This is a genomic window from Micromonospora sp. NPDC049301, from assembly GCF_040678715.1.
In the GTDB taxonomy this organism is placed as follows: Bacteria; Actinomycetota; Actinomycetes; order Mycobacteriales; family Micromonosporaceae; genus Micromonospora.
In genome coordinates, this window is record NZ_JBFAQO010000010.1 from 62888 (window position 1) to 85906 (window position 23019).

Annotated in this window: 20 protein-coding genes, 1 pseudogene and 1 riboswitch; of the genes and pseudogenes, 12 read left to right on the forward strand and 9 right to left on the reverse strand. The window is 72.8% G+C overall.

Annotated features, from left to right (window positions below; translation table 11 throughout):
• The first annotated feature begins 72 nt into the window (after nucleotides 1-72).
• A complete protein-coding gene (locus AB0K07_RS26115; RefSeq protein ID WP_363758592.1) occupies nucleotides 73-2874 on the forward strand; it encodes a DEAD/DEAH box helicase in 2802 nt (933 codons plus the stop codon).
• 166 nt (nucleotides 2875-3040) lie between these two features.
• Complete coding sequence (locus AB0K07_RS26120) at nucleotides 3041-3925, forward strand: MHYT domain-containing protein (RefSeq protein ID WP_363758595.1); 885 nt, start codon at nucleotides 3041-3043, stop codon at nucleotides 3923-3925.
• Nucleotides 3926-3976: 51 nt separating this feature from the next.
• Here AB0K07_RS26120 and AB0K07_RS26125 read toward each other — a convergent pair whose 3' ends face one another.
• Nucleotides 3977-4381, reverse strand: coding sequence for an MmcQ/YjbR family DNA-binding protein (locus tag AB0K07_RS26125; protein WP_363758598.1), 405 nt, complete (start codon nucleotides 4379-4381; stop codon nucleotides 3977-3979).
• A 19-nt stretch (nucleotides 4382-4400) separates the two neighbouring features.
• Complete coding sequence (locus tag AB0K07_RS26130; protein ID WP_363758601.1) at nucleotides 4401-5324, reverse strand: aminoglycoside phosphotransferase family protein; 924 nt, start codon at nucleotides 5322-5324, stop codon at nucleotides 4401-4403.
• Between the two features lie 234 nt (nucleotides 5325-5558).
• On the opposite strand from AB0K07_RS26130, the pseudogene AB0K07_RS26135 reads away from it, so the two are divergent.
• Nucleotides 5559-5645: pseudogene (locus AB0K07_RS26135) on the forward strand (alpha/beta hydrolase fold domain-containing protein); the annotation flags it as partial.
• Between the two features lie 103 nt (nucleotides 5646-5748).
• Nucleotides 5749-6009, forward strand: a complete 261-nt coding sequence (locus AB0K07_RS26140; protein ID WP_363758603.1) for a hypothetical protein — start codon at nucleotides 5749-5751, stop codon at nucleotides 6007-6009.
• Nucleotides 6010-6134: 125 nt separating this feature from the next.
• Here the strand turns inward: AB0K07_RS26140 and AB0K07_RS26145 are convergent, their stop codons facing one another.
• The 4 genes from AB0K07_RS26145 to AB0K07_RS26160 all read right to left on the reverse strand — a co-directional run bounded on the left by AB0K07_RS26145 (nucleotide 6135) and on the right by AB0K07_RS26160 (nucleotide 10011).
• Complete coding sequence (locus AB0K07_RS26145; RefSeq protein ID WP_363758606.1) at nucleotides 6135-7571, reverse strand: glycine hydroxymethyltransferase; 1437 nt, start codon at nucleotides 7569-7571, stop codon at nucleotides 6135-6137.
• Nucleotides 7572-7591: 20 nt separating this feature from the next.
• A riboswitch (ZMP/ZTP riboswitch) is annotated at nucleotides 7592-7681 on the reverse strand.
• A gap of 153 nt (nucleotides 7682-7834) precedes the next feature.
• Nucleotides 7835-8335, reverse strand: coding sequence for a hemerythrin domain-containing protein (locus AB0K07_RS26150; protein ID WP_363758609.1), 501 nt, complete (start codon nucleotides 8333-8335; stop codon nucleotides 7835-7837).
• Nucleotides 8336-8426: 91 nt separating this feature from the next.
• Nucleotides 8427-9296, reverse strand: coding sequence for an NAD(P)H-hydrate dehydratase (locus AB0K07_RS26155; protein WP_363758612.1), 870 nt, complete (start codon nucleotides 9294-9296; stop codon nucleotides 8427-8429).
• Nucleotides 9280-10011: a histidine phosphatase family protein gene (locus tag AB0K07_RS26160; protein ID WP_363758615.1), complete on the reverse strand. Its 732-nt coding sequence runs from the start codon at nucleotides 10009-10011 to the stop codon at nucleotides 9280-9282. Before AB0K07_RS26160 ends, AB0K07_RS26155 begins: the two co-directional genes overlap by 17 nt.
• 118 nt (nucleotides 10012-10129) lie before the next feature.
• On the opposite strand from AB0K07_RS26160, the gene AB0K07_RS26165 reads away from it, so the two are divergent.
• From AB0K07_RS26165 to AB0K07_RS26175, 3 genes are all read left to right on the forward strand, one after another.
• The gene (locus AB0K07_RS26165; protein WP_363758618.1) at nucleotides 10130-10384 is read left to right on the forward strand and encodes a hypothetical protein; all 255 of its coding nucleotides are present in this window, start codon (nucleotides 10130-10132) and stop codon (nucleotides 10382-10384) included.
• Nucleotides 10385-10590: 206 nt separating this feature from the next.
• Complete coding sequence (locus AB0K07_RS26170) at nucleotides 10591-10917, forward strand: hypothetical protein (protein WP_363758621.1); 327 nt, start codon at nucleotides 10591-10593, stop codon at nucleotides 10915-10917.
• A 63-nt stretch (nucleotides 10918-10980) separates the two neighbouring features.
• Nucleotides 10981-11952, forward strand: a complete 972-nt coding sequence (locus AB0K07_RS26175; RefSeq protein WP_363758624.1) for a DNA primase small subunit domain-containing protein — start codon at nucleotides 10981-10983, stop codon at nucleotides 11950-11952.
• Between the two features lie 5 nt (nucleotides 11953-11957).
• Here AB0K07_RS26175 and AB0K07_RS26180 read toward each other — a convergent pair whose 3' ends face one another.
• A complete protein-coding gene (locus AB0K07_RS26180; protein WP_232234193.1) occupies nucleotides 11958-12392 on the reverse strand; it encodes an Lrp/AsnC family transcriptional regulator in 435 nt (144 codons plus the stop codon).
• Nucleotides 12393-12570: 178 nt separating this feature from the next.
• Between AB0K07_RS26180 and pdhA the strand changes: the two genes are divergently transcribed.
• From pdhA to AB0K07_RS26200, 4 genes are all read left to right on the forward strand, one after another.
• Nucleotides 12571-13737: a pyruvate dehydrogenase (acetyl-transferring) E1 component subunit alpha gene (gene pdhA / locus AB0K07_RS26185; RefSeq protein ID WP_363758627.1), complete on the forward strand. Its 1167-nt coding sequence runs from the start codon at nucleotides 12571-12573 to the stop codon at nucleotides 13735-13737.
• Entirely contained in the window at nucleotides 13734-14750 is a 1017-nt protein-coding gene (locus AB0K07_RS26190) for an alpha-ketoacid dehydrogenase subunit beta (RefSeq protein WP_363758838.1), read from the forward strand. The genes pdhA and AB0K07_RS26190 overlap by 4 nt, the downstream gene beginning before the upstream one ends.
• Nucleotides 14747-16093, forward strand: a complete 1347-nt coding sequence (locus AB0K07_RS26195) for a dihydrolipoamide acetyltransferase family protein (protein ID WP_363758630.1) — start codon at nucleotides 14747-14749, stop codon at nucleotides 16091-16093. The genes AB0K07_RS26190 and AB0K07_RS26195 overlap by 4 nt, the downstream gene beginning before the upstream one ends.
• A gap of 127 nt (nucleotides 16094-16220) precedes the next feature.
• On the forward strand, nucleotides 16221-17900 hold the full coding sequence (locus AB0K07_RS26200; protein WP_363758633.1) for a right-handed parallel beta-helix repeat-containing protein: 1680 nt from the start codon (nucleotides 16221-16223) through the stop codon (nucleotides 17898-17900).
• Nucleotides 17901-17959: 59 nt separating this feature from the next.
• Here the strand turns inward: AB0K07_RS26200 and AB0K07_RS26205 are convergent, their stop codons facing one another.
• Nucleotides 17960-20062: a PQQ-dependent sugar dehydrogenase gene (locus AB0K07_RS26205; RefSeq protein WP_363758636.1), complete on the reverse strand. Its 2103-nt coding sequence runs from the start codon at nucleotides 20060-20062 to the stop codon at nucleotides 17960-17962.
• 25 nt (nucleotides 20063-20087) lie between these two features.
• The gene (locus tag AB0K07_RS26210) at nucleotides 20088-21044 is read right to left on the reverse strand and encodes a sugar phosphate isomerase/epimerase (RefSeq protein ID WP_363758638.1); all 957 of its coding nucleotides are present in this window, start codon (nucleotides 21042-21044) and stop codon (nucleotides 20088-20090) included.
• Nucleotides 21045-21694: 650 nt separating this feature from the next.
• On the opposite strand from AB0K07_RS26210, the gene AB0K07_RS26215 reads away from it, so the two are divergent.
• Nucleotides 21695-22954, forward strand: coding sequence for an Ig-like domain-containing protein (locus AB0K07_RS26215; RefSeq protein WP_363758641.1), 1260 nt, complete (start codon nucleotides 21695-21697; stop codon nucleotides 22952-22954).
• Nucleotides 22955-23019 lie beyond the last annotated feature (65 nt).

Here is a 23019-nt window from a genome sequence, read left to right on the forward strand (position 1 = left end):
CGACCGCCGCCGACGGTCCCTCCGCACGGCCTTGTCGGGTGCCGTGTCCCGGCACGCACTAATCTTGGTGACATGTCGAGCCCCGCCGAGCGGTACGTCGCGGCGCGCCGCCGGGCCGCGCAGGCCTCACAGTTCCCGGCGCTGGACGAGTTCGCCCTTGACCTGGGGTTCGATCTCGACGACTTCCAGCGGGAGGCGTGCCAGTCGTTGGAGCGGGGCAGCGGGGTGCTCGTCTGCGCCCCCACCGGTGCCGGCAAGACCGTGGTCGGCGAGTTCGCCGTACACCTGGCGCTGCGCGGGCGGCCGGGTGACCCGGCGGCTGCCGACGACACGGCGACACCGCCGACCCGGCGCAAGTGCTTCTACACCACACCGATCAAGGCACTGTCCAACCAGAAGTACCACGACCTGGTCGCCCGGTACGGCGCCGAGCAGGTCGGCCTGCTCACCGGCGACAACGCGATCAACGGCGACGCGCCGGTGGTGGTGATGACCACCGAGGTGCTGCGCAACATGCTCTACGCGGGCTCCAGCACGCTCGAGGGGCTGGCCTACGTGGTGATGGACGAGGTGCACTACCTCGCCGACCGGTTCCGCGGCGGGGTGTGGGAAGAGGTGATCATCCACCTGCCCGCCTCGGTCACCCTGGTCTCGTTGTCGGCGACCGTGTCCAACGCCGAGGAGTTCGCCGACTGGCTGGTCACCGTGCGCGGCGAGACCGCCGTGGTGGTCAGCGAGCACCGGCCGGTGCCGCTGTGGCAGCACATGCTGGTCGGCAAGCGGATGTTCGACCTGTTCCACGACGCCGACGCCGCCCGCAAGCACGACGTGCACCCGGAGCTGCTGCGCTACACCCGCGACACGATGCGCCGCCTGGAGTTGGGCGAGGGGCGCAGCGCCGGGCCCGGCTCCGGCCGTCGCGGCCCGCGCTGGCGCGGCCCGATGCGCCCGGACATCGTCGACCGGCTGGACCGGGAGGGTCTGCTCCCGGCGATCCTGTTCATCTTCAGCCGGGCCGGCTGCGCCGCGGCGGTGCAGCAGTGCCTCGCCGCCGGGCTGCGGCTCACCTCGCCCGAGGAGCGGGCCGAGATCCGGCGGGTGGTCGAGTCCCGGGTCACCGCCATCCCCGGCGAGGACCTGGCGGTGCTGGGCTACTGGGAGTGGCTCGACGGGTTGGAGCGCGGCCTGGCCGCCCACCACGCCGGCATGCTCCCGGTGTTCAAGGAGATCGTGGAGGAGCTGTTCGTCCGCGGCCTGGTCAAGGCGGTCTTCGCCACCGAGACCCTGGCGCTGGGCATCAACATGCCGGCCCGCTGCGTGGTCCTGGAACGGCTGGTCAAGTACAACGGCGAAGCCCACGTCGACCTGACCCCGGGGGAGTACACGCAGCTCACCGGGCGGGCCGGCCGGCGCGGCATCGACGTGGAGGGGCACGCCGTGGTGGTGTGGTCCCCGGAGACCGACCCGCGGCACGTGGCCGGGCTCGCCTCCACCCGCACCTACCCGCTGCGCTCCAGCTTCCGGCCCTCGTACAACATGGCGGTGAACCTGGTCGGCACGGTCGGCGCGGAGCCGGCCCGGGCCCTGCTGGAGTCCTCGTTCGCGCAGTTCCAGGCCGACCGGTCGGTGGTCGGCCTGGCCCGCCAGGTGCAGCGCAACACCGAGACCATCGAGGCGTACGGCGCGGAAGCCGCCTGCCACCACGGCGACTTCGACGAGTACTTCGCGCTGCGGGTGGCGATCGCCGACCGGGAGAAGGCCATCGCGCGGCAGGGGCAGACCCAGCGCAAGGCCGCCGCGGTGGCCTCGCTGGAGCGGCTGCGGGTCGGCGACGTGATCCGCGTGCCGGCGGGACGGCGCGCCGGGCTGGCCGTCGTGCTGGACCCGGCGACCGGTGGGTTCGGCGAGCCCCGGCCGCTGGTGCTCACCCAGGACCGCTGGGCCGGGCGGGTCAGCCCCGGCGACTTCACCACGCCGGCCGAGGTGCTGGCCCGGATCCGGGTGCCCAAGCACTTCAACCACCGCTCGCCGGCCGCCCGGCGCGACCTCGCCGCCGAGGTCAGCGGCACCGGCCTGGACCGGCACGGCGGCCGGCGGGGTGGCCGTTCCCGGCAGGTGGCCGGCGAGGACCACCGGCTCACCCAGCTGCGTACCGAGTTGCGCCACCACCCCTGCCACGCCTGTCCCGAACGGGAGGAGCACGCCCGCTGGGCGGAGCGGCGGCGACGGCTGGAGCGTGACACCGAGGAGCTGCGCGAGCGGGTGTCCGGGCGCACCGGGTCGCTGGCCCGGACCTTCGACCGGATCGTCGCGCTGCTGACCGAGCGCGGCTACCTCACGCGCGACGGCGCGGTCACGGACGCCGGTCGGATGCTCGGCCGGATCTGGACGGAGGCGGACCTCCTGGTCGCCGAGTGTCTGCGCCGGGGCGTGTGGGACGGGCTGTCCCCGGCCGAGTTGGCCGCCGCCGTGTCAGTGGTGGTCTTCGAGGCGCGCCGCGACGTCGACGAGCGGGCCTCGCTGCCGCGCGGGCCGGTGGCCGACGCGGTCGACGAGACGCTGAAGCTGTGGGGCGAGATCGAGGCCGACGAGGCGGCGCGCGGGCTGACCGCGACCCGGGAGCCGGATCTCGGCTTCGCCTGGCCGATCTACCGCTGGGCGCGCGGCGACGCGTTGGCCAAGGTGCTCGGCAGCGGTCACGAGATCGAGGGTGAGATGCCGGCCGGCGACTTCGTCCGGTGGGCGCGCCAGGTGGTCGACCTGCTCGGCCAGCTGGCCGACTCCGGTGGCGCATCCCCGGAGCTGCGCTCCACCGCGCGGCAGGCGATCGGGGCCATCAACCGCGGTGTCCTGGCGTACCACACCTCCTCCTGATCATCACTTTCGGTCACCGCCGCTGGCGAACCGACGCATCGGACCGTCACCGCCACAGCACCCCTCGGATAGTCCGGGGGGTGCTGTCGCGCCTGTTCACGGCACCCCTGATCATTGCCCGAGCGATTCCTGTACTCGCCGGTAACGAAATGGGGAGAAGGCCGCCGTGGCGGAGATCAATCACTTTGAGTACGGGTGGATCACGCCCGCGCTGAGCTACGCGCTGTCCGTGCTCGGTTCGATCCTCGGGCTGATCTGCGCCGGGCGCATCCGCACCGCCGGCACGGCCGGCCAGCGCGCCTGGTGGGGTCTGCTGGCGGCGTGGGCCCTCGGCGGCACCGCCATCTGGGCGATGCACTTCATAGCCATGCTCGGCTTCGCCGTCGCTGGCACCCGGATCCGGTACGACGTCCCGCTCACCGCGGCCAGCACGGCCATCGCCTTCGCGGCGGTCGGCATCGGCCTGGCCATCGTGGGCACCGGACGGCTGAACCCGGTACGGCTGGTCGCCGGCGGGATCTTCACCGGTGCCGGCGTGGCCGCCATGCACTACACCGGGATGGCGGCGATGCGGCTGAACGGCACCCTCCGCTACGACACCACCCGGGTCGGGATCTCGGTGGCGATCGCGGTCGTGGCGGCGACCGTCGCGCTGTGGCTCGCCATGACCGTCCGGCGCCCGCTGGCGATCGTCGCCTCCGCGCTGGTCATGGGCGTCGCCGTGAACGGCATGCACTTCACCGGCATGAGCGCCCTCTCGGTGCACGCGCACGAGGGGCAGGGTGACGTTACCGGCACCGGCATGAGCACGCTCCTGGTGCCGATCGTCCTGGCGGTGATCTTCGGGGTGGTCGGTCTGCTCTACGCCCTGCTCGCCGCGCCGACCGACGACGACCGGGCCGCCGCCGCGTACCTGGACGGGCGGCGGGCCCCGGCGCCGGCCGCCGCGCCACCTGCCGCCGCCCCGGACCCGGTCGGGCTGCGCGCCCGCTCCACGCTCGGCCAGCCCGGCACCCCGTTCCCGTCCCGCCGGGAGATGCCGCCCCGCTGACCGCGGCCCGACGGTGGTGGCGATGCGGCAGCACGTGCGTGACACGCGCCCCTAGGCGTCGGGTGGCTCCTGCTGGGCGCGGTGGGCGGCGGCGAGCCGCTTGGGAGCGCGGGCGTACCAGCCCTCGGTGATCACTTCGGTCAGCTCGGACAGGCCGATCCGATCCAGCCGGACCAGCACCGCCGGGTAGCCCTCGAAGTGCGGGATGGTGAAGTAGACCGACCGGTCGTCGGCGAGCAGGGCCTCCTTGACACCGAGGTCGAGCACCCGGACACCGAGGATCGGCCCGTCGGGCTCGGCGGCGCCGAGGGCGGCGAGATCGGCCGTCCGCAACGGCCGTTCCCAGACGAACGGCTTGTCCCGCACCCGCCAGGCGGGCAGCCCGTCGTACGAGCCCCGCTCCGTGGTCTCGGGCAACGCGAGCGCGATCCGGCGGACGTCCTCCCAGCTGGCCATGGCCACACGGTACGGGGGCTCAGCGGGCCACGGCGTGCTCGGCGAGCAGTTGGCCGAGCACGTGTCGGGCTTCCGCCGCCTTGGCCGGCTCCGGATTGTCCAGAGTGATCAACGCCTTCCACAGCGCCCAGCCGCGCCCCCGGGCCCAGGTGGCCGCCTCGACGCCGAGCGCGTCGCGGAAGGCGGCCCGGCTGGCGCCGTGCAGGAGGGTCCAGGCGATCACCGTGTCGCAGGCGGGATCGCCGACGCCGCAGCAGCCGAAGTCGATGACGGCGGCGAGCCGGCCGTCGCGCACCAGCAGGTTGCCGGCCGCGACGTCGCCGTGGAACCAGACCGGCGGCCCGGCCCAGGTGGCGTCGAGGGCGGCCTGCCAGATGCCGGCGACGGCGTCGACGGGCAACCGGTCGCGGTGCGCCTCGACCGCCGCGCGGGTCTCCGCGTCGTAGGTGGCCAGCGGTGCACCCCGCCAGGCACTGTGCCGGCCGGCGGCCGGGCCGCCGGTGGCGTCGACATCCCGCAGCGCCCGCAGGAAATCGGCGAGGTCGGTGGCGAACCGGGTCAGGTCGTCGATCCGCTCGGGCCGCGCGGTCGCCCCGTCGATCCACCGGTAGACCGACCACGGGTACGGGTAGCCGGCCCCCGCCCGGCCGTGCGCCAGCGGAACGGGCACCTCCAACGGCAGCCGCGGGCCGAGCACCGGGAGCCAGCGCTGTTCCTTGGCGACCTGGAGGGCGTACCCCTCGCCGCTGGGCAGCCGCACGGTCATCGCGTCGCCCAGGTGGAAGGTGCGGTTGTCCCAGCCGCCGACCTCCACCGGCCGGACCGGCAGCTGCGCCCAGCGCGGGAACTGCTCGGCCACCAGGCGGCGCACCAGTGTCACGTCGATCCGGGCGGCCACCGCGTCGTCGGTGTCCGGTACGTCGGGGAGGGGCTGGGCGCTCATCCGTCCGAGCCTGCGGGTGCCGCTCGCCGCACGCAACCGATATGCCGTGGCGTCCGCGGTGCGCTGGCACGGCCAGCCGGGAGTGACCGTGCGGGAGGAGTCGGCCGGCCGTACCTCATGGCCCCTCCTTTGCTCTGCTTCAACGGGCGCAACAGTCACGCCCCGAAAACGTTGCGTGGGTTGAAGCAGAGCAAAGGGGGTGCGACTGCCCAGTGGTGGCCGGGCCGAGCCGACCTACCCCCGGCGCTGGTGGTCACCGCCGCGCTGGACCCGATCTGCGCCGAGGGGCAGCGCTACGCCGAACGGCTGAGGGCAGCCGGCGAGCTGGCCCGTCGGGCACCCAGCCCGGTGGGCTGACACACCGCGTTCACCGCATGGCAATGCGCGACGACCCGTGTACCGCCGTCCTGGATGGACGGTCATAATGGGCCGCATGGTTGCCTGGGAGTACGCCCTGCTCGTCCGCCGCTATCAGGGACAGGGCCGCAATTTTCACGTCTCGTTCGTCTGGTACGCGCCCGACGGGTCCCGCAAGGACATCACCGCCTTCGGCGACACCGCGATCGCGCACCTCAACCGCGTCGGCCGGGAGGGCTGGGAGCTGGTCTCCGCCGCCGAGGACGTGAACAACGTCCAGGGCAGCACCGAAGTCCACCGCTACCACCTCAAGCGCCCCCTGAACTGAGGCGCGCACCCCCCGCCCCCGCCCGCGCCGGTCATGGAGTCCTGTGGTGGACGACAGCGGCCCACCCGCCCGTACCGGGCACCACACTCCATGACCGACGCGACTGGCCGGGATGGGGGTGGGAATCAGGTCAGGTCGACGGTGGGGTAGAGGGGGAACGGGGTCAGCAGGTCGGTGGCCTGGCGGGCGATCTTGTCGGCGAGGGCCGGGTCGAGGGTGTACTTGGCCTTCGACGGGGTGCCGTCGGCGTTGGCGCCGGCCGTGGTCTGGGTGAGCACGGTGTGGATCAGCTCCGCGGTCTGGTCCATCTCGGCGGTGCCCAGGCCCCGGGTGGTCAGAGCCGGGGTGCCGATCCGGATGCCGGAGGTGTACCAGGCGCCGTTCGGGTCCTGCGGGACCGAGTTGCGGTTGGTGACGATGCCCGAGTCCAGCAGCGCCTGCTCGGCCTGCCGGCCGGTGAGCCCGTAGCCGGACACGTCGATCAGCACCAGGTGGTTGTCGGTGCCGCCGGTGACCAGCTTCGCGCCTCGGCGCAGCAGCCCCTCGGCGAGGGCCTGCGCGTTGTCCACGATCCGCTGGGCGTAGCCGGCGAAGTCGGGGCGGCGGGCCTCGGCGAGGGCGACCGCCTTGGCGGCCATCACGTGCGGCAGCGGGCCACCGAGCACCATCGGGCATCCCCGGTCCACCTGGTCGGCCAGCTCCGGCTGGCAGAGCACCATGCCGCCGCGCGGGCCGCGCAGCGACTTGTGCGTGGTGGTGGTGACGATGTGCGCGTGCGGCACCGGGTCGAAGTCGCCGGTGAACACCTTGCCCGCCACCAGGCCGGCGAAGTGCGCCATGTCCACCATGAAGGTGGCCCCGACCGAGTCGGCGATCTCCCGCAGGATCCGGAAGTTCACCTTCCGGGGGTACGCCGAGTAGCCGCCGACCAGGATCAACGGCTTGAACTCGCGGGCCGCCTCGGCCACCCGGTCGTAGTCGATGAGACCGGTCGCCGGGTCGGTGCCGTAGCTGCGCTGGTCGAACATCTTGCCGGAGATGTTCGGCCGGAAACCGTGGGTGAGGTGGCCGCCCGCGTCCAGCGACATGCCGAGCATCCGTTGGTTGCCCAGCTCGCGGCGCAGCGCGAACCAGTCGGCCTCGGTGAGGTCGTTGACCTGGCGCACCTGCGCCTTCTTCAGCGCGGGGGACTCCACCCGGTCGGCCAGCACCGCCCAGAACGCGACGAGGTTGGCGTCGATGCCGGAGTGCGGCTGCACGTACGCGTGCGCCGCGCCGAACAGCTCGCGGGCGTGCTCGGCGGCGAGCGCCTCGACGGTGTCGACGTTCTGGCAGCCGGCGTAGAACCGGCGCCCGACGGTGCCCTCGGCGTACTTGTCGCTGAACCAGTTGCCCATCGCCAGCAGGGTCGCCGGGGAGGCGTAGTTCTCACTGGCGATGAGCTTGAGGGACTCCCGCTGATCGGTCAGCTCGGCGCCGATGGCGTCGGCCACCCGCGGCTCGACAGCCCGGATCACCTCAAGGGCACTCCGGAATGCGGTGGACTCGGCGTTGCGCGACATGCGACCTCCTACAGACACGTGCGGAAGGCCCAGGCGCTCGGCAAACGTCCTCGTGACGGGGCCGCTCCCCGATGGTTCTCCATCCCCACGCGCCAGTAACGGCCCGCCGCGATCCTACCGGGTCGGCCGGGGTCGACCCGGCCGACCTCGGGACGCGACCCGCCGGGGGTGGTTGGCCGAGCCCGGCTGGGGCGCCTCACAGCCGTCGGGGAGCACGACGAGGGGCCCGGCCGCAGCCGGGCCCCTCGTCGTCCGCGAACGGCTCAGGCCGTCACCGCGTCGATCGCCTTCTTGATCGCCTTCGGCTCGCTGGGGGTACGCGGCGCGTCCGCCCGCAGCGCGATCATCTTCTCGCCGATCTCCTGAAGCTGCTTGCGGCCCAGCGCCTCGCGCACCTTCGGGAACCACTCCTGCTCCTCCTCCTCGACGTGGTGCGTCACGTTCTCGATCAGCACGGTCGTCTTGGCGTTGAAGCGTTCGTCGTCGGCGTCCATGCTGGCCAGCTCGAAGCAGAGCATGTCGGCGACGTGGTGCTCCTCGTACGACTCGAGGATGTCGTCCTCCAGGTCGGGCAGCAGCCGGCGAACCTCCGGGTACATCACCTCGTTCTCGAGATAGGTGTGCACGGTCAGGGCCTCCAGGATCTGCCCGACCAGCTTCTGCCGCTGGCTCGCCGGCCCCTCCTCGGCATCCTGGAAAGCCTTGAACAGGCGGCGCATCTCCTTGTGGTCCTCTTTGAGCAGGACGATGGCATCGGTCGACACCGGCATGACCTCCCTGGATCTCGTCTGGTGTCGATCCGGTACCCCCGTGGTGAACTGCGGAAACAGGCGGAATGTGCAGAAGCCGCCCGGATCAGACGGTGGCCAGGGTGCGCGGGATCTCGTCGAGCAGTTCCCGCGCCAGGAAGCCGATCCGGCCGTGCCGGGGGATCAACCGCTGGCCACTGACCGCGTGCGCGAACGCCCCCCAGCAGGCGGCCTGCGCCGGGTCCGCGCCCCGGGAGAGCAGCCCGGCCAGCAGCCCGGCGAGCACGTCCCCACTGCCCGAGGTGCCCAGGCCGGCGTCGCCGCTCTCCTCGCGCCAGCGGCGTCCGTCCGGGGTGGCGACGTGCCCGTAGAGCGAGACCACCGCCTCGTACCGGGTGGCCAGCTCGGCCGCCTCGGCGTCCAGGTCGTCGCCCGGCTCCCGGCCGAGCAGGTGCCCGGCCTCGGTGACGTTCGGGGTCAGCACCGCGGGTCGGCCCGAGCCGACCAGCAGGTCCGGCTCGTGGCTGAGCGCGCCGAGGGCGTACGCGTCGAGCATCAGCGGGGTCCGCGGGCCCGCCGTGTCCAGGACGAGGCGCAGCAGCTCCCGCGTCTCGTCGATCCCCTTCAGCCCTGGCCCGAGGGTCACCACGTCGGCGTGACCGATCAACTCGCCGAGCTGGCCGTCCTCGTCCGCGGCGACCGCGCCGGCCGGGGTCTCCGGCAGCCCGATCACCAGCGCCTCGGGCACCTGGACGCTCAGCGTGGCGGCGGTGGACTCGGCGGCGGTGAGTTGCAGCACCCCGGCACCGGCGCGCAACGCGGCCACCCCGGCCAGGAGCACCGCTCCGGGGGTGAAGCGGGAGCCGCCGACCACCAGCACCGTGCCCCGGCTCTCCTTGCCGCCGGCCGGGACGGGCAGCTCCCAGTCCCGCAGCAGCCCCGGCGTGATCACCTTCACCTCAGACCGGTTCGGCATGGACCTCGTCCTCCCTGGTCGGCCGGGCGCCCTGCCGGCGTAGGTGGCCCACCTCGTTGAACCCGGCCAGCGCCAGCCGGCCGTCCGTGTCGACCGACCAGTGGGTGATCGAGCAGTTGGCGATGACGTGTTCGCGGGTCAGCTCCATCAGCTCCGGCTCGGTCAGCCCCTCCACCAGGTAGCGCAGCATGAAGACCAGTGCGTCGTGGCCGAAGAGCAGCACCCGCTGGTCGGCGTGGTCGCGGCGCAGGTCACCGAGGAGCGTCCGCAGCCGCAGTGCCACGTCGGTCCAGGACTCCCCGCCGGGCGGCCGGTAGTAGAACTTGCCCAGCCGGGCGCGGCGTTCGGCCTCGTCCGGAAAACGCCGGTGCACCCCGTGCCCGGTCAGCCCGTCGAGGATGCCCAGCTCCCGGTCGCGCAGCCGCTCGTCGCGGCTCACCGGAATCCCGGTGCCGTGCAACGCCAGCTCGGCGGTGGAGACGGCCCGCAGGTACGGCGAGACCACCGCCACGTCCGGGCGCCGCTCCGCGGGCATCCCGGCCAGCCAGCGGCCGGTGGCCCGGGCCTGCTCCTCGCCGGTGGGGGAGAGCGGCACGTCGGCGTCCCGGTGGGTGAGCCCGATCAGGTCGGCACCGGACGACTCGGCCTCGGTTGCCGCCACGTTCGCGGTGCTCTCGCCGTGCCGGATGATCCACAGGGTTGCCAGTTCGGCCATGCGGCACCCCTACCCGGCCCGTCTGCCCGGTAACCGCGCCATCGTGCGACACCCGGCGAACCGGTCCGAGCGTGAACCCGCCCCGGTCGGGTAAGCGTGGGCTTCACCGCGAGCCGACATGGGGAGGTACGCCGTGGCGACGATGGTCAAGGAACAGATCAGTCCGTTGAAGGACAAGAACTACGACCTGATCAGGACGTTGCAGATGTCGCTGGAGAACGTGTACCGGATGGACACGTACATCGCCGACGCCGAGCAGCGTGGCGACAGTGAACTGGCCAACTGGTTCCGCATGATCCAGGACAACAGCCGCAAGGCCGGCGATCAGGGCAAGCAGCTGCTGATGTCGCGGATACAGCAGGAGAAACGCTGACCGCGGCGTACGTCGCCCGGGCGGAGGCGGATGCCGGTCGATGACCGGCATCCGCCGCGCTGCGCTCCGACCAGCGCCCCACGTTCCGGATGATTCCCCTCGCCCGCGCGGCCCGGTCGGGTTCGGGACAGCGCCGCGAGAGGTCGATGGGGAACAATCTCCGTCCGGGGCGGTCGGGCCGTCCCGAGACGAGGGGTGGGTCGGGGATGACGGTCGTCCGGGGTCTGCGGGAAGCGCTGCTGCTGTTCGTGATCGCGGCTGTTCTGGTCGCGGTCGCCGCCGCGGTCTGGGTGGCGGTCGCCGGCGGCGACTACACCGCTCGGCTGGGGATCGCGCTGATGGTGGTCGGCGCGCTGCTCGGGGTGACCGGCGACCTGACGCTCAGCCAGATCGGCATGCTGGGCCCGCGTGCCACCTTCGGGCTCGCGCCGGAGCGCGAGGAGGCCGGCGGCGGGCGGGTGCTCACCGGGGTCGGCATCTTCCTCTTCGTCGGGTTGCCGCTGATCCTGGTCGGCGTCCTGCTGATCACCTGACCGGCGTCCTGCTGATCACCTGACCGGCCGCGAGGAACCGGCCGGCGTCGTACCCTCGTGGGCGTGGCCACGGCGGCGGAGGAGATCCAGGTGGGGGAGCGGCTGGTCCGCGTCTCCAGCCCCGACAAGCCGTACTTCCCGGAACGTGGGCTGACCAAGCTGGACGTGGTCCGCTACTTCCTCGCCGTGGGCGACGGCATCCTGCGCGCGCTGCGGGACCGACCGACCATGCTGGAACGCTGGCCGCGCGGCGTCTTCGAGGGCGCGACGATCGCCACCCGGCAGACCAACCGGGGTGACGCGTTCTATCAGAAGCGGCTGCCGGCGGGCGCGCCCGAGTGGGTGCGGACGGCGCACATCACCTTCCCGAGCGGCCGCACCGCCGACGAGGTGGCGCCCAGCGAGCTGGCCGTGGTGATCTGGGCGGCCAACCTGGGCACCCTGCGGTTCCACCCGTGGCCGGTCACCGCCGCCGACGTGGAGCGCCCCGACCAGCTGCGCATCGACCTCGACCCGATGCCCGGCGTCGACTTCGGGCAGGTGGTGCCGGTGGCCCACGAGGTGCGGGCGTTCCTCGCCGAGCTGGGCATGACCGCCTACCCGAAGACCACCGGCGGCCGGGGCCTGCACGTCTACCTGTCGATCGAGCCGCGGTGGAGCTTCGGCGAGTGCCGGCGGGCGGTGCTCGCGCTGGGCCGGGAGATGCAGCGCCGCCTGCCCGACCTGGTCACCACCACCTGGTGGCGCGAGCAGCGGGACCGGCCGGTCTTCGTCGACTACAACCAGATGGCCCGGGACCACACGGTGACGTCGGCGTACTCGATCCGCCCGACGCCGGCCGCGCTGGTCTCCGCGCCGCTGGACTGGTCGGAGCTGGACCACGTCCGGCCGGAGGACTTCGACGTGCTCACCATGCCGGCCCGGTTCGCCGAGCGGGGCGACCCGCACGCCGGCCTGGACGGCGACCGGCACTCGTTGGAGCCGCTGCTGGAGCTGGCCGACCGGGAGGGGCTGGAGGCCCCACCGGAGCGCTGAGGCGGTCACGCCCAGGGGCTACCGGCCCCGTCGAACTCCTCGAAGACCAGCCAGGTGCGGGTGGACAGCACCCCCGGAATGCTCTGCACCCGGCCCAGCACCACGTCCCGCAGCGCGGCGTTGTCCGGTGCCCGCACCAGCGCGAGCACGTCGTGGTCGCCGCCGAGCAGCGCGGCGTGCTCGATGTAGCGCACCCGGGCCAGCTCCGCGGAGACCTCCCGCCAGGTGTTCTGCTCGATCGTCAGCGCGATGTACGCCGAGGTGCCCAGGCCGGCCGCCTCGGGCGCGACCTGGGCCCGGAACCCGGTGATCACGCCGTCGCGCAGCAGCCGCTCCACCCGTGCGTACGCGTTGGTGCGGGAGATGTGGATCCGCTCGGCGAGGGTGCGCACCGACGTCCGCCCGTCACGGACCAGCTCGTCGAGGATCCGTCGGTCCACCTCATCCAGACCTCGGGCCGATCGTCCCGATCCGGCCGCCCGGCCCGGCCCGTCTGTGGCCTCCTGGCTCACCGGTGTGCCCTCCGCATGCCAACCGTCCCGCCTTCCACCCGGATCTTGAGTCAATCATCCGATAGGCGGAAGCATAGGCCCACCACACGTCCCAGGAGGTTCCGCCGTGACGACCACTCCCCAGGCGGTCCGCAGGGCATCCCCGCGCACCCGTCGGGCGGCCACCCCGCCCGACCCGGCGCGCCCGCTGCTGCCCGACGTCGAGCCGGTCCGCCTGCTCGACCAGAGCGGCACGCCGCTGCCCGCCCGCACCGACTACCCGGAGCCGCCCGTCGAGGCGCTGCGTGAGCTGTACCGCCGGATGGTGCTCGGCCGCCGGTTCGACACCCAGGCGACGGCGCTGACCAAGCAGGGCCGTCTGGCCGTCTACCCGTCCTCGCGGGGGCAGGAGGCGTGCCAGGTCGCCGCGGTGCTCGCGGTCCGGGACACCGACTGGGTCTTTCCCACCTACCGCGAGTCGATGGCGCTGGTCGCCCGGGGCATCGACCCCGTCGAGGTGCTCACCCTGCTGCGCGGCGACTGGCACTGCGGCTACGACCCCGCCGCCGTGCGGACCGCACCGCAGTGCACCCCGCTGGCCACCCAGTGCGTGCACGCCGCCGGGCTGGCGCACGGCGAGGCGTACCAGGGGCGCGACACCGTGGCGCTGGCCTTCATCGGCGACGGCGCGACCAGCGAGGGCGACTTCCACGAGGGCATCAACTTCGCCGCCGTGTTCAAAGCACCGGTCGTCTACTTCGTCCAGAACAACCGGTACGCGATCAGCGTCCCACTGTCCCGGCAGACCGCCGCGCCGTCGCTGGCCTACAAGGGCGTCGGCTACGGGGTGCCCAGCGAGCAGGTCGACGGCAACGACCCCGTCGCGGTGCTCGCCGTGCTGACCCGCGCGGTCGCGCACGCGCGGGCCGGCAACGGGCCGTTCCTGGTGGAGGCGCACACCTACCGGATGGAGCCGCACACCAACGCCGACGACGCCACCCGCTACCGCGACGGCGCCGAGGTCGACGCCTGGCGGGACCGGGACCCGGTCACCCGGCTGGAAACCTACCTGCGGGCGCGCGGGGTGCTCGACGACGCGGCGGTGGCCGACATCGCCGAGCAGGCCGAGACGTACGCGGCGGACCTGCGGACCCGGATGAACGAGCAGCCCACGGTCGACCCGCTGAGCCTCTTCGACCACGTGTACGCCGAGCCCACCCCGCAGCTGATCGAACAGCGCGAGCAGGTCCGCGCCGAGCTGGCCGCCGCCCGCGACGAGGAGGGTGACGCCTGATGGCCACCACCATGGCGAAGGCCCTCAACACCGCGCTCGCCGACGCCCTCGCGGCCGACGAGCGGGTCGTCGTCTTCGGCGAGGACGTCGGCCAGCTCGGCGGCGTCTTCCGGATCACCGACGGCCTACAGGCCCGCTTCGGCGAGAACCGCTGCTTCGACACCCCCCTGGCCGAGGCCGGCATCGTCGGCTTCGCCGTCGGCCTGGCCATGTCCGGGCTGCGGCCGGTCGTCGAGATGCAGTTCGACGCGTTCGCGTACCCGGCGTTCGAGCAGATCGCCTCGCACGTGGCGAAGCTGCGCAACCGGACCCGGGGCGCGCTGAGCGTGCCGATCGTCATCCGGGTGCCGTACGCCGGCGGCATCGGCGGCGTGGAGCACCACTGCGACTCGTCCGAGGCGTACTACGCGCACACGCCCGGCCTGAAGGTCGTCACCCCGGCGACGGTGGCCGACGCGTACTCGCTGCTGCGGGAGGCGATCGAGGACCCCGACCCGGTGGTCTTCATGGAGCCGAAGAAGCTCTACTTCGCCAGCGCCGACGCGGAACTGCCGGCGCGCACCGAACCGTTCGGCCGGGCGGTCGTGCGCCGGCCCGGCCGCGACGCCACCCTGGTGGCGTACGGGCCGGCGGTGCCGGTCGCGCTGGAGGCCGCCGAGGCCGCCCGCGAGGAGGGCTGGGACCTGGAGGTGGTGGACGTGCGCACCATCGTGCCGTTCGACGACGCCACCATCACCGCCTCGGTCCGGCGCACCGGGCGGTGCGTCGTGATCCAGGAGGCGCCCGGGTTCGCCGGCGTGGGCGCCGAGATCGCCGCCCGGGTGCAGGAGCGCTGCTTCCACGCGCTGCACGCCCCGGTGCTGCGGGTGGCCGGGCTGGACATCCCGTACCCGGCGCCGATGCTGGAGCACACCCACCTGCCCGGGGTGGACCGGGTGCTCGACGCGGTGGCCCGGTTGCAGTGGGACGACCAGCCGGACCCGCGCTGGTCGGTGCAGGGCAGCGCGGCATGACCACCGTCGAGCGGACGCAGGTCTTCCTCCTGCCCGACCTGGGCGAGGGGCTGAGCGAGGCCGAGATCGTCGAGTGGCGGGTCGCGGTCGGCGACGTGGTCACGGTCGACCAGAGCGTGGTCGAGGTGGAGACAGCCAAGGCGGTCGTCGACGTGCCCTGCCCGTACGCCGGCCGGGTGGTCACCCTGCACGGCGCGGCGGGTGAGGTACGCCCGGTCGGCCAGCCGTTGATCACCATTGCGCCCCTGGACGGCGGCGACGAGCCCGCCGGGCACGCCACCTACCGCGAGGAGGAGCGGGCCGGCTCCGGCAACGTGCTGATCGGGTACGGCACCGGGCACGGCGGGTCGACCCGGCGCCGGCGGCGGCCCCGACTCGCGCTGGCCCCCGAGCCCACCGCGGCCGCGTCGGACAACGTGCCCGAGCCGGTCCCGGTGCCCGACCCGGCCGCCCCGGCGCCGTCCGCCCTGGTCATCTCGCCGATCGTCCGGCGGCTGGCCCGCGAGAGCGGCGTCGATCTGAGCACGGTGCGCGGCACCGGGCCCGGCGGAGTGATCCGCCGCGCCGACGTCGAGGCGGCGCTGGCCCCGCCCGCCGCCCGGCTCGCCGCCGTGCCGGAGCAACCCGTCGGGCTGACCCCGGCCGGCGACGGCGACGTGATCGTTCCCCTCACCGGCGTCCGCAAGGTGATCGCCGACAAGCTCTCCCGCAGCCGGCGGGAGATCCCCGAGGTGACCATCTGGGTCGACGTGGACGCCACCGGGCTGCTGGAGACCCGGGCCGCGATCAACGCGGCGACACCGGACGCGCCGGTGAGCGTCCTGGCCCTGCTGGCCCGGATCTGCCTGTCCGGTCTGCGCCGGTTCCCGCAGCTCAACGCCCGGGTCCACACCGAGGCGCAGCGGATCGTCCAGTCGGCGGGTGTGCACCTGGGCATCGCCGCGCAGACCGACCGGGGCCTGCTGGTGCCGGTGCTGCGCGACGCCCAGCGACTCACCACCGCCGAGCTGGCCGCGGAACTCGCGGCCACCACCACGGCGGCGCGGGCGGGCACCCTGGCGCCGGCCCGGCTGACCGGCGGCACCTTCACGCTCAACAACTACGGGGTGTTCGGCGTGGACGGCTCCACGCCGATCATCAACCACCCGGAGGCCGCGCTGCTCGGCGTCGGGCGGATCGTGGACAAGCCCTGGGTGGTGGACGGGCAGCTCGCCGTCCGCAAGGTGACCCAGCTGAGCCTCACCTTCGACCACCGGGTCTGCGACGGTGGCGTGGCCGGCGGGTTCCTGCGACACGTCGCCGACTGCGTTGAGCGGCCGGCGCTGCTGATCGCCGCCGTCTGACCCGGCGTACTCCGGCCCCGGCGCTGCCTGTGCGGCGCCGGGGCCGGCGCGCGCCCGGGGTTTCCGCGACGGGTCACCGGGAAGTCGGCCCCGCGGAGTGCACGGTCGCGTCGAAGGGAGCCGTTGCGTGGCGTACCAGGTGCTACCCAGTGCCGTCCGGGAGCGGCGGCCCGCGTCGGCCGGCGCGCCGCTCTACTGCGACGCGCAGGAGTACGGGATGTGCGGCGACGGCGCGACCAACGACCAGCCGGCGTTGGCCGCCCTCGTGGATCGGCTCGGCGACGGGTACGCGGCCGACGGCCGCGCCCGCGTCATCTACTGCCCGCCGGGCATCTACTCGATCCGCGACGCCGGCACGGTGTGGCGCAGCGGCGTCTCGCTGGTCGGTGCCGGGCCGGCGGCGACCCGGTTCCTGCTCAGCAACGAGGGCAACCGGTCCGACCCGACCCCGTTGGCGTTCTGGACCACGGTGCAGCACGGTGCCGACCGGGACCGGCACATCGCCGACTGCACCTTCGCCGACTTCGAGATCGACGGGTCCGGGGTGGCGATGGCCGAGTACAGCTACCTGGCCAAGGGCCTCGGCCTCCAGTACGTGGTGCGCGGCGTGTTCCGCAACCTCTACATCCACCACACCGCCGCCACCGGGCTGGGCTGCGACTTCCTACAGGACAGCGTGATCGACTGTGTGGTGGTGGTCGGCTGCGGCCGGCTGGACAACGGCGAGCAGATGGGTGGCGCCGGAATCGGCGTGGGCATCGGCGGCTGGGGCACCGAGGAGCGGCTGACCATCGCCAACTGCACCACCCTGGCCAACGGCACCAACGGGATCTTCCTGGAACTCCAGAAGGACTACTGGCCCCCACCCCAGGGCTACCGCATCGTCGGCTGCCACAGCCAGGGCAACCGGTTCGGGATCTCCGACTGGGGCGCGGACGGGCTCATCGTCTCCGCCTGCACCGTCACCGGCAACCTGGAGGCCGGCTTCGACGTCTCCAGCCAGGGCACCTCGGGCGTGGCCGGCCGGGGTGGCTTGCTCACCGACTGCGTCATCGCGGGCAACATCAGCGACGGGATCAGCGTCGGCAACACCCCGGGCCCGTACACCATCCGGGGCAACCGGATCAGCGGCAATGGGCGGTACGGCTACCACGGGCAGGACCTCCGGCGCGGTTACCAGGGGCCGGTCCGTGACGTGGTGATCGAGAGCAACGAGTTCTGGGGCAATGGACTGGACGCGGTCCGGGTCGACCATCCGATGGTCGACGCGGTGCTGCTGAACAACCGGATCCGCAACAACGGTCGGCAGTGCGCGACGGCGGCCGGCGGGGCCGGGGAGACGGTCCGCTACAGCGAGCGGTCCCTGGTGGACCGGGCGGCCGACTGGCCGCACGACGGGCACCGGGGCAAGGTGCTGCGGGTCGGGCGATCCGTGGCGCTGGTCGCCTCGAACACCGGCACCGAACTCACCCTCGCCCCGGTCCGTCCGGACGCGTTGAGCGCGTGGAGCGGGGACATCCCGCCGCCGGGCTGCCCGTACGAACTGTCCGCGGCGCCCGAGCGCCGGGCCGGCATCACCATCGACGCGGCGTTCGACTCGGCCACCGTCCGGGGCAACCGGATCTGGGACAACCACGAGGACCGGACCCAGAGCCACGGGTTGTGGATCACCGAGCGGGGCAGCTGCGTGGATTGCCGGGTCGAGGAGAACGACCTCGTCGGCAACGCCGACGGTGGTATGCGGCTGGACACCCCGCCGGTGGGCGGGCGCTGGCGCAACAACCACGACGAGAGCGACTGGGACTGAAGCGACGAACGGCGGCGGCCGGAGTGGTCCGGCCGCCGCCTGTCGTCATCGTGCGGTGGTCAGCCGGCCAGGCCGGCCACCGGGTTGGGGTCCAGCACGACCGTCGCCGAGCCGGTCTGCGGCGGCACACCGGGCTCGGTCGGCGCGTCGGTGTACTCCGCCACGAAGACCGCCGTGAGGTTGTCCGCCCCACCGTGGCCGCCGTCGACGAAGGTGGTGATGGTGCCGGCGCACCCGGTCGCCGAGGAGAGCGGGTGCCCGTGCTCGTCGTGACCGAGGACGTAGGTGACCTTCACCCGGGAGCAGTCCACCGGCAGGTCGTCGGTGACCTTCACCTGGTACGCGACCGTCTGCCCGAACTCGAAGGGCTGCCCCGCCACCGGGGTGACGAACTCGACGATCGGCGCGCGCGGCCCGACCAGCAGCGGCAGGGTCGCCGCGGCGGAACGTCCGGTGCGGTCCGTCACCTTCAGCGTGGGGGTGTACGAGCCGTTCTCCTGGAAGGTCCAGGTCGGGTTCGCCTCGGTGCTGTCCACCGAGCCGTCCGCGTTGAAGTCCCACGCGTAGCGCAGCGCGTCACCGTCCGGGTCGGTGGTGCCCGCGCTGGAGAAGTGCACGGTCAACGGGGCCTGCCCTGCGGTCGGGTCCGCGCTGATCTTCGGGATCGGCGTCCGGTTGCCCCGGACGAAGTCGATCCGGGACAGCTGGGCGTCCGGGTTCTCGGCGAAGTAGCCGTCGCCGTACTCCAGCACGTAGAGCGCGCCGTCCGGGCCGAACTCCATGTCCATGGGGTTGTCCACCACCAGCGACGGCACCACCGGCCGGATGTCCTTGACGTCGCCGTCCTCGTCGAGGCGGAACTCCTTGATGTAGTCCCGGGTCCACTCGTAGAACAGCGGCACGCCGTCGTAGTAGGCCGGCCACCGGGTGCGCGAGGTGCTGGTGCCGTCGTAGTCGTACGCCGGGCCGCCCATCGGCCCGATGCCGCCGGTGCCCAGCTGCGGGAACTCACCCGAGGCGGCGGACGGGTACCAGACCTCCGGCTGCTCGACCGGCGGCAGCTGCCGCTTCCCCGTGTTGTGGGGTGAGTCGTTGACCGGGCGCTTGCAGTTGAACTTCGCACCGGACTCGCCGGTGGCGAAGTCGTAGTCGCGGTACCCGATCGTCGGAGTCACGCAGTACGGCCAGCCGTAGTTCGCGGGCTTGTCGATGCGCATCCACCGGCCGTGCCCGGCGGGCCCGCGCTCTGGGTTGGACGCGGACGCGTCCGGGGAGTAGTCGCCCAGGTAGACGTCATCGGTGCGCCGGTCGACGGCGAACCGGAACGCGTTGCGCAGCCCCATCGCGTAGATCTCCGGGCGGGTCTTCGCCGTTCCCGGCTTGAACAGGTTGCCGGCCGGCACCGTGTAACCGCCACCGGCCTTCACCCGGATCCGCAGCAGCTTGCCGCGCAGGTCGTTGGTGTTGGCCGAGGTGCGCTGGGCGTCGAACGCCGGGTTCCGGTCGGCCCGTTCGTCGATCGGGATGTAGCCGTCGGAGAAGAACGGGTTCGTGTCGTCGCCGGTCGACAGGTACAGGTTGCCCTTGCTGTCAAAGTCGATCTGACCGCCGACGTGGCAGCAGATGCCCCGATCGGTGGGCACGTCGATGATCTGCTGCTCGGTGCTCAGGTTGAGCTTCATCCCGTCCAGCTTGAACCGGGACAGCCGCAGCGCGCCCCGGAACCGCTGCCAGTCCGCCTCGGTGCCGACCAGCGGCGCGTCCCCCTCGTTGACGTCGGGGGTGGCCGGGTCGTCCACCGGCGTGTTCATCGGCGGCGAGTAGTAGAGGTAGACCCACTTGTTCTGGGCGAAGTTCGGGTCGATGGCGACCCCCTGCAACCCCTCCTCGTCGTGCTCGTACACCGGGATGTCGGCGGCGAGGGTGTTCAGCCCGGTGCGCGGGTCGTGGATGCGCACCTCGCCGGTGCGGGAGGTGTGCAGCACGCGCAGGTCGGGCAGGACGGCGAGGCTCATCGGCTCGCCCGGGAAGTCGTTCAGTGTCACCTTCTGGAAGCTGCTGTCCGGTGGTGCCGCGGCCGGCGCGGGCGCGGCGGCCGCGGGCGGCGCGGCCAGGCCGGCCGTCACCAGCAGCAGGGCGGACACGAGTGCGGTCCTTCTCATGAGGTCGTCCCCCGAGGTGTGATCGTCAGTACCGGAGTGAGGCGAGATAGTCGAAGCCGACGCGGGCGGTGTCCAGGGCGTCGGCGGGCGCGCGCGGCGGGGTGCCGGCGTCGTCGCGCTCCACGATGTACTCCTCGATGCCGGCCTCCCGCTCGTGGGCGAAGATCCGCCCGAAGTCGATGACGCCGTCGCCGAGGTCGGCGAAGCCACCCTCGACGTCGAGGTCCTTGACGTGCACCTGGCGGATGCGGCCGCGGTTGGCCCGGATCACGTCCACCGGGTCGTGGGCGCCCCGCCAGGTCCAGTAGAGGTCGAGTTCGAAGTGGACGAGCCGCGGGTCGGTCTGCCGGGTGAGGATGTCGAAGCCGGTCGACCCGTCGGTCAGGGGCACGAACTCCAGTTGGTGGTTGTGGTAGCCGAAGTCCAGCCCGGCGCGCTCGGCGAGCCGGCCGGCCTGGTTCAGGTCCCGGGCCAGCGCGCGGTAGACGGCGGGGTCCCGGATCGGCCGGCCCTGTGCGTCCCGGCCGAAGTAGGGGTGGACGATCTTCTTGCAGCCCACGACGTTGGCGTCGGCGAGGGCGCGCTCCCAGGCCGCGGCGTCGAACGGCTGCGGGATGCCGGTGTGCCCGGAGGTGGACCGCAGCCCCGCCTCGTCCAGCGCGGCCCGGAACTGCGCCGCGGTACGCCCGACGAAGCCGGCGTGCTCCACCCGGCGGTAGCCGATCCGGCGCAGCGCGGCCAGGGTGCCGGGCAGGTCGGCGGCGAGTTGGTCGCGCACCGTGTAGAGCTGGATGCTGATCCGGTCCACCGGCACCCGGCGCCGGCCGTGGGAGTGTCCGGCCGGCGCGGCGGCGGCCGGGCCGGCGAGCAGGCCGGCGGTGCCGAGGGCTGCGGCGGAGACGGTCGCGGCGCGGAGAACTCCGCGTCGGCTGACCGGCTCGGACGCCGGTGCCGACTCCGGCCCGTTGGTCTGTTGATCCATGGTGGTGGTCCCTTCCTGACGGCTGGTACGCCGTCGGCGGCGGTCGACCGGCTGCCGCCTCCGGGCGCGCCGAACCGGCCGGATCGGGGATCCGGCGGACGATGACGGACGGCGCGCGGGTGCGGCCCGGACCTGTCGGGAGCGGAACGCGGCGACCCGGCGGGGTGGCGGCTGGCTGATCGACGAATGGGCAACCTTCTATCTGAATCGCGACCTTACCCTTGCCCCCGGACGAAGGCAAAGCTTCGGCTCGATCAGCAGAAGTTTCGCTCCTGCCGACAAAAGTCGGCCCTCGTGCTGCGCCACCGGCCCTGACCTCCTGCTTCTCGGACCACTCGACGTACGGCCCGGTCCGGGCCGTACGGCCGGATAGTGGGATTCCTGCCCGCGCGGTCCGGGCGAAAGCCTCGAACTGTGGCAGAACATGCAGGACCGCCGTGGTGCGGGCGGGACGGGACGTCGCGGGTCGGGCCGGTCGGAGTGGGTCCGTGTCGCCCAGGCCGGGCCGGTCACGTCTTTGTCCCGTCAATTGGCTCAGGGCCGGAAAATGCGCCGATAAATGCGCCGCCGATTATTTCCGAATGGCATGGGCACCCCGATCGAGGCGGCAAGAATGTGGCAGAGGGAAGCCGAAAACGGGGGGACGGAACATGACGTTGAGGCGGCGATTGACGCTGTTGGCGGTAACCATCGCAGCCGCACCGCTGGTGGTGGGCGGGTGCACCTTCGACCGGGACCCGGCGGGCAGGCGGCACGCCGCTCCGCCGGAGCTCAGCGTGACGCCGGGGGACAAGGCCCGGGAGGTGCCGGTCAGTGCCGAGGTGGGCACCGTGGTCAAGGGCGGCCGGGTCACCGGCGTCCGGCTCAAGGACGACAAGGGCAAGGAGGTCAAGGCGGAGCCGCGTGAGGATGGCTCGGGCTGGGTGCCGAGCACACCGTTGCAGCCGAAGCGGACCTACACCGCCGAGGTCACGGCGACGGGCGACTCGGGCGCCACGACGACCCGCAGCACCACGTTCACCACGATGGCCAAATCGAACAAACCACAGATCACCAGCACAATGTATTTCGTCGGGAACCGGACGTACGGCACGGCGATGCCGGTAACCGTGGCGTTCGACCCGGGAATTCCGAAAGAGGCCAGGGCGGACGTGCAGCGCCGGTTGTTCGTGAAGACCAATCCGCCGCAGCCGGGTGCCTGGTCGTGGCTGGAGGACGGTACCCAGGTCTATTACCGGGCACCCGACTTCTGGCGTCCGGGGACGACGATCAGCGTCCGGGCCGGTCTGCAGGGGCTGCCGATCGGCAAGGACCGGATCGGCGACGCCGACCGGACCGCGACCTCGAAGATCGGGAAGCAGGTCTCGCTGGAGATCGACAACGACACCAAGCAGATGACCGTGCTGCGCGACGGGAAGCAGGTCCGCCGGATCCCCGTGAGCCTGGGCAAGCCGAGCACGCCCACCTCGAGCGGCAAGATGGTGATCATGGAGAAGCACGACCGGACCACGTTCGACACCCGGGGTGAGCCGGACGGCGGCTACGTGGTCGACGTCGACGACGCTCAGCGACTCACCTGGGGTGGCGAGTTCATCCACTCGGCCCCCTGGTCGGAGGGCGACCAGGGCAGCACCAACGTCTCGCATGGCTGCACGAACGTCGCGGCCACCGCCGCGGACTGGTTGATGGGGGTGACCCAGGTCGGCGACCTGGTCACGGTGAAGGGCACCGAGGTCCAGTTGCAGGCCGGCAACGGCTGGACGGCGTGGAACGTGAGCTGGGACGAGTTCGTCCGGGGCAGCGCCCTGCCGGTGTCGCCCGGCCTGCGGCCCGCACCGGTCGCCCCGGCGCACCCGGGTGCGGTGGCCGGCGGGTCGCCCGCACCGGCACCCTCGATCAGCGGCCGCTGAGACACCGCTGACGGCCTCCGGGGCCGGTTCGCCACCGCGGCGGGCCGGCCCCGCGCCGTGTTCAG